General features: G+C 65.9%; 2 protein-coding genes, 1 tRNA gene and 2 rRNA genes (1 of these 5 running past the window's edge). 4 read left to right on the top strand and 1 reads right to left on the bottom strand.

Annotated elements, in window-relative coordinates:
* The 4 genes from U5640_RS10610 to U5640_RS10595 form a co-directional block, all read left to right on the top strand.
* A 23S ribosomal RNA gene (locus tag U5640_RS10610) occupies positions 1-2,456 on the top strand; it begins 665 nt to the left of the window's first position.
* Positions 2,457-2,540: 84 nt separating this feature from the next.
* Positions 2,541-2,657 (top strand): 5S ribosomal RNA (gene rrf / locus U5640_RS10605).
* A gap of 114 nt (positions 2,658-2,771) precedes the next feature.
* A complete protein-coding gene (locus U5640_RS10600; RefSeq protein WP_340385045.1) occupies positions 2,772-3,434 on the top strand; it encodes a DegT/DnrJ/EryC1/StrS family aminotransferase in 663 nt (220 codons plus the stop codon).
* 88 nt (positions 3,435-3,522) lie between these two features.
* Positions 3,523-3,595, top strand: a tRNA-Thr gene (locus U5640_RS10595).
* A 59-nt stretch (positions 3,596-3,654) separates the two neighbouring features.
* On the opposite strand, the gene U5640_RS10590 is transcribed toward U5640_RS10595, so the two are convergent.
* On the bottom strand, positions 3,655-6,393 hold the full coding sequence (locus U5640_RS10590) for a SpoIIE family protein phosphatase (protein ID WP_340375543.1): 2,739 nt from the start codon (positions 6,391-6,393) through the stop codon (positions 3,655-3,657).
* Between the last annotated feature and the right edge of the window lie 285 nt (positions 6,394-6,678).

Genomic DNA, 6,678 nt, shown 5'->3' with positions numbered 1-6,678 from the left:
TTTTGAAGAATGAGCCTGCGAGTTTGCGGTGTGTTGCGAGGTTAACCCGGGTGGGGTAGCCGTAGCGAAAGCGAGTCCGAACAGGGCGTTTCAGTAGCACGCTCAAGACCCGAAGCGGAGTGATCTAGCCATGGGCAGGTTGAAGCGGAGGTAAGACTTCGTGGAGGACCGAACCCACCAGGGTTGAAAACCTGGGGGATGACCTGTGGTTAGGGGTGAAAGGCCAATCAAACTCCGTGATAGCTGGTTCTCCCCGAAATGCATTTAGGTGCAGCGTCGTGTGTTTCTTGCCGGAGGTAGAGCACTGGATAGGCGATGGGCCCTACCGGGTTACTGACCTTAGCCAAACTCCGAATGCCGGTAAGTGAGAGCGCGGCAGTGAGACTGTGGGGGATAAGCTCCATGGTCGAGAGGGAAACAGCCCAGAGCATCGACTAAGGCCCCTAAGCGTACGCTAAGTGGGAAAGGATGTGGAGTCGCAGAGACAACCAGGAGGTTGGCTTAGAAGCAGCCACCCTTGAAAGAGTGCGTAATAGCTCACTGGTCTAGTGATTCCGCGCCGACAATGTAGCGGGGCTCAAGCGTACCGCCGAAGTCGTGTCATTGCAGCATTAACGCCCAACGGCGGCTGTGATGGGTAGGGGAGCGTCGTGTGCCGGGTGAAGCAGCACCGGAAGGTAGTTGTGGACGGTTCACGAGTGAGAATGCAGGCATGAGTAGCGATTCACACGTGAGAAACGTGTGCGCCGATTGACTAAGGGTTCCTGGGTCAAGCTGATCTGCCCAGGGTAAGTCGGGACCTAAGGCGAGGCCGACAGGCGTAGTCGATGGATAACCGGTTGATATTCCGGTACCCGCTGTGAAGCGTCAAACATCGAACCAGGCGATGCTAAGTCCGTGAAGCCGCCCCGGAGCCTTCGGGCAAAGGGGAGTGGTGGAGCCGACGAACCAGACTTGTAGTAGGTGAGTGATGGGGTGACGCAGGAAGGTAGTCCAGCCCGGGCGGTGGTTGTCCCGGGGTAAGGGTGTAGGCCGTGCGATAGGCAAATCCGTCGTACATGTGGCTGAGACCTGATGCCGAGCCGATTGTGGTGAAGTGGATGATCCTATGCTGTCGAGAAAAGCCTCTAGCGAGTTTCATGGCGGCCCGTACCCTAAACCGACTCAGGTGGTCAGGTAGAGAATACCGAGGCGTTCGGGTGAACTATGGTTAAGGAACTCGGCAAAATGCCCCCGTAACTTCGGGAGAAGGGGGGCCACGTCTGGTGAGGGGACTTGCTCTCCGAGCTGGGGGTGGCCGCAGAGACCAGCGAGAAGCGACTGTTTACTAAAAACACAGGTCCGTGCGAAGCCGTAAGGCGATGTATACGGACTGACGCCTGCCCGGTGCTGGAACGTTAAGGGGACCGGTTAGTCGAGATTCGTCTCGGCGAAGCTGAGAACTTAAGCGCCAGTAAACGGCGGTGGTAACTATAACCATCCTAAGGTAGCGAAATTCCTTGTCGGGTAAGTTCCGACCTGCACGAATGGCGTAACGACTTCTCGACTGTCTCAACCATAGGCCCGGTGAAATTGCACTACGAGTAAAGATGCTCGTTTCGCGCAGCAGGACGGAAAGACCCCGGGACCTTTACTACAGTTTGATATTGGTGTTCGGTTCGGCTTGTGTAGGATAGGTGGGAGACTGTGAAGCTTGGACGCCAGTTCAGGTGGAGTCGTCGTTGAAATACCACTCTGGTCGTGCTGGATGTCTAACCTGGGTCCGTGATCCGGATCAGGGACAGTGTCTGATGGGTAGTTTAACTGGGGCGGTTGCCTCCTAAAGAGTAACGGAGGCGCCCAAAGGTTCCCTCAGCCTGGTTGGCAATCAGGTGTTGAGTGTAAGTGCACAAGGGAGCTTGACTGTGAGACCGACGGGTCGAGCAGGGACGAAAGTCGGGACTAGTGATCCGGCGGTGGCTTGTGGAAGCGCCGTCGCTCAACGGATAAAAGGTACCCCGGGGATAACAGGCTGATCTTCCCCAAGAGTCCATATCGACGGGATGGTTTGGCACCTCGATGTCGGCTCGTCGCATCCTGGGGCTGGAGTCGGTCCCAAGGGTTGGGCTGTTCGCCCATTAAAGCGGTACGCGAGCTGGGTTTAGAACGTCGTGAGACAGTTCGGTCCCTATCCGCTGTGCGCGTAGGAGTCTTGAGAAGGGCTGTCCCTAGTACGAGAGGACCGGGACGGACGAACCTCTGGTGTGCCAGTTGTTCTGCCAAGGGCATGGCTGGTTGGCTACGTTCGGGAGGGATAACCGCTGAAAGCATCTAAGCGGGAAGCCTGCTTCGAGATGAGGACTCCCACCCACTTGATGGGGTAAGGCTCCCAGTAGACGACTGGGTTGATAGGCCGGATCTGGAAGCACAGTAATGTGTGGAGGTGACCGGTACTAATAGGCCGAGGGCTTGTCCTCAGTTGCTCGCGTCCACTGTGTTGGTTCTGAAACCACGAACAGCCCCGTATGCCACATACGGTGCGGCTGACAGTTTCATAGTGTTTCGGTGGTCATAGCGTGAGGGAAACGCCCGGTTACATTCCGAACCCGGAAGCTAAGCCTCACAGCGCCGATGGTACTGCAGGGGGGACCCTGTGGGAGAGTAGGACACCGCCGAACAATCATTCAAAGGGTTGGGTTCTGAACTTCGGTTCAGGGCCCAACCCTTTTTTGTTTGCCTTCACTTGAAGTTCAACTTGCGCCCTCAGCATCCACGGCATGGGTACTGCTGCAATGCTCAGGGCCGCAGGGGTCGGAGTCGGTGACGAGGTCATCGTGCCGGCCTTCGGAAACGCCGAGGTCGCCGGGGCCGTCGCCCTCGCGGGTGCGCTGCCCGTGTTCGCCGACGTGGATCCGGTGACCTACTGCCTGGACCCGGCCGCCGTCGAAGCGGTCGTAACTCCGCGCACGGCGGCCGTCGTTGTCGTACACCGCTTCGGGCGGCCGGCCGATGTGCCGCGGTTGCACGGGGTGGGGCAGCGGCATGGGCTGCTCGTGCTGGAGCAGGCGGAGTCCGAGGCGCCGTACGACGAGATCGCGCGGCGGCGGGAGCGGGCCGCCTACCTCGACGCTCGGCTGAGGGGTGTGCGGACGCCCGACGGCGGGGACGGGCATTCCTACCAGCAGTACGTCGTGCGGGTGCCCGGCAACGGCAGGCCCGACCGGGACGCCTTCGCCCGGGCCCTGCGGGGGAGGGGAGTTGACTGCCGGGTGCCCGTGAAGACGCCGCTGCACCGGCTGCCCGAGTTCCGGCGCTGTGTGGCGCTGCCGGAGACCGAGCTGGCCGCGGACGAGACCCTCGCTCTGCCGGTCGATGCCTCCCTGACGAAGCGGGATATGCAGCGCATCGTGGCCGCGTGCAACGCGCTCGGCGGACTGCTTCAGCCTGCCTTCTGAACCTGCCTTCTGAACGAGTTTGGGAACACCGGCCAGTTCGGGGTATGCTCTATTTCGTTGCCGCGAGGGAAACCTCGAAAAGTGACCAGCCCCCTTAGCTCAGTCGGCAGAGCGTCTCCATGGTAAGGAGAAGGTCAACGGTTCGATTCCGTTAGGGGGCTCAACAGAGAAAGCCCCTCGCCCGAAAAGGGCGGGGGGCTTTTCCTTTGCCCTCTTTCCTTCACGCCACCCGCATGGCCAGGATCGCCATGTCGTCGGACGGGGCGTCCGAGGCGAAGCGTTCGACCGCGCGCATGACGCGGGCCGCGACCGCGCCGGCCGTGAGCCCCGTACAGGTCGCCAGGACGTCGGTGAGGCCGTCGTCGCCCAGCATGCGGGTGCCCTCACGGCGTTCGGTGACGCCGTCCGTGACACAGAGCAGGACATCGCCCGGATCGAGGGTCACCGTCTGCTCGTACAGCTCCAGGTCCTCGATGACACCGAGGAGCGGCTGGGGCTCTGCGGCGGGCTCGACCGTGCCGTCCTGCCGCAGCCGCAGCGGGAGCGGGTGGCCGGCGCAGACCACCTTCAGCTCCGCGCTGCCGTCGGGTCGCGGGCGCATCTCGCCGTAGAGGAGGGTCAGGAAGCGGCTGCGGGCGCCCTCGTCGAGGATGGCCGAGTTGAGGCGCTCCAGGACCGCCGGGCCGCTGAGGCCCTCACGGGCCAGCAGGCGCAGCGCGTGGCGTGCCAGGCCCGTGACGGCGGCCGCGTGCGGGCCCGTGCCGCAGACGTCCCCGATGGCGAAGCCGTAGGCGCCGTCGCTGATCGGGAAGACGTCGTAGAAGTCGCCGCCGACCTCGTTGCCCTCGCCGGCCGCGCGGTAGATGACGTCGACCTCGACACCGTCGATGTCGGGGAGGCCCGGGGGCAGCAGGCTGCGCTGGAGGGACTGGCTGATGGCCGTCCGCTCGGAGTAGAGGCGGGCGTTGTCGAGGGCGAGGGCGGCTCGGCGGCTCAGGTCCTCGGCCAGTTCCAGGATCTCCTGGCGGAAGTGTTCGTCGGTGGGCTTGCCGAGGGTCAGCATGCCGATGACGCGGTTGCGGGCGACCAGGGGGAGGACGACCGTCTCGCCGCCGACCGCGGAGGCCGTGGCGAGGGTCGGGCCGATACCGGAGGACATCTGGTGGGTGGGGCCGCCGGTCAGTCCCAGGCTGCGCATCGAGCTGCGCAGGGCCGCCTCGTGCGCGGCCTCGCCGGGGGCCGCCCAGACGCGGGCGCCCGGGGTCGGGACCGGGTCGGGCGGGGCGATCTTGGAGAGCAACGACTTGATGCCGTCGATGAGTTCCTCGTCCTCGTGCAGGACGTAGGACAGGTACGGCTCGGAGGCCTGGTCGGCGATCGTGTAGACCGCGCACCAGGTCGCCAGGGTGGGGACGGTCATCTGGGCCATCAGGGCCAGGGTCTGGTCGCGGTCGAGGGTGCCGGCGAGGAGGTCGGAGGCCTCGACGAGGAAGCTGAGGGAACCCCGGCGCAGCCGCTCCAGCTCGCCGAGGCGGGCCGACTCCACGGCGAGGGCGATGCGGTCGGCGGCGAACTGCAGGCGCAGGGCCTCTTCGTTGGTGTATCGGCCCGGTGCCTCCGCCGCGACGCCCAGTGACCCGGTGAGGCGGCCCTCCACCTTCAGGGGGACGGTGACGACCGAGCGCATGCCGGTGCCGTTCAGCAGGGGGACGGCGCCGGGGACGGCCAGGAGGTCCTCGTGGACGGCCGGCATACGGGCCGAGCCGTAGCGGCCGGGGCCCGCCTCGACGGGTACGCGTGCGAAGCGCTGGCGGGCCGAGGGCAGTCCGGTGGAGGCGCGGACCTCCAGCTCGGTCTCGTCGTCGGTGGCGAGGAGCAGGAAGGCGGAGTCGCCGTCGAGCATGTCGCGGGCGCGTTCCACGGTGCGCTGGAGGAGGCCGTCCAGGTCGTCCGGGGCGGGGGAGCCGATGAAGACCTCGAAGGGGTCGGTGCTCTGGCCGTCCGTCGGGGTGGAGTCGGAGGCGGGTACGCGCGACGGGGTCTGCAGTACGGCACGTTCGTGGTCGCGGACCAGGAGGCAGACCGTGGAGGGCTCGCCGTCGGTGTCGCGGACGCGGAGGTGGGAGGCGTACACCGGGGTGACCCGGCCGGAGGCGGCCCGGATGCCGTAGCTGCCCTCCCAGCGGGAGAGCTGGAGGGCCTCGGCGATGCCGGTGCCGGTGCCCGGGGTGTGCGGCCAGGCGGCGAGGTCGGTGAGGGGCTTGCCGGTGACCTGGTCGGCCGCGTAACCGAAGAGTTCCTCCGCGTCCTCGTTCCAGGCGGAGACGGCGCCGGCGCGGTCGATCTGGACGACGGCGACGCGGACGCGGCTGTCGGCGAGCGGAAGGAGGTCGGCGGGGAGGGACGGTCCGGCGGTCCGGGTGCCCACCGGGCGGTCGGGGAGGTCGAGTTGGAACCAGACCTGTTTGTGGGTGGAGGTGTAGTCGACGCCCCAGCGGGTGGCGATGGCCGCGCAGAGCTGGAGGCCGCGGCCGCCCTCGCGGTCGGGGCTGCCCATGGTGGCGGGGGAGCCCTGGAGGGGGATCTCGCGTTCCGGGTAGCGGTCGCCCACCTCGATGCGTACGCCGTCCTCGGAGCGCAGGCACAGGACGTCGGCGTGCGTGCCCGCGTGGACGACGGCGTTCGTCACCAGTTCGCTCGTGAGGACGACGGCGTCGTCGACGATGTCGGCGAAGCCCCAGCCCTGGAGGGTGTCGCGGACGAACGAGCGGGCGGTGGCGACGGATCGCCCGACGGGCTCGAAGCTGGCAGCCGCGCGCGCGGTGATCACGGAACTCCTCGGCCGGTCGTCGACGTGGGGGGACCCCTGGCCGCCCTGGTCGCGCCGCTGCTGCGGCGGGCGCAGGCCGGAAGGCCGGGGGTCCGGGGGCTGTCCCCCCGGGATCAGTCCGGTGGTCATGTTGCGGCCGCCCCTCCGATGCCCGCTCGTGCCTCGTGCCACCGCCCAGGCCGGACGGACCGGCGTGGCTGGACAGCCGCATGCAAGGTTACTTACCTTCCCCGCCCGTTCGGATGCCGGTCACCGGTGTTTCCGTCTCAAGAGCGCCTGTGGGCGTGCGGACGATGTGCGAAGCTGCCGAACTGTTATGGCCGGGTTCGGAGAGGGTGAAACACTGGGCAAGCTTCTTGTGAAGGTCCGGGCAGACTGGGTGTCTTCTGAGTACAGGGGGCAGCAGCCCCCCGG

It is taken from the genome of Streptomyces sp. SS7, from assembly GCF_037993025.1.
GTDB lineage: Bacteria > Actinomycetota > Actinomycetes > Streptomycetales > Streptomycetaceae > Streptomyces.
Note: the sequence above shows the minus strand (reverse complement) of the source record. Positions and strands in the feature narration are given on the sequence as shown.

Bases quoted from the DNA above. Each gene is read 5' to 3' on its own strand.
- U5640_RS10600 (WP_340385045.1), top strand. From the start codon at position 2,772: ATGCTCAGGGCCGCAGGGGTCGGAGTCGGTGACGAGGTCATCGTGCCG.
- U5640_RS10590 (WP_340375543.1), bottom strand. From the start codon at position 6,393: ATGACCACCGGACTGATCCCGGGGGGACAGCCCCCGGACCCCCGGCCT.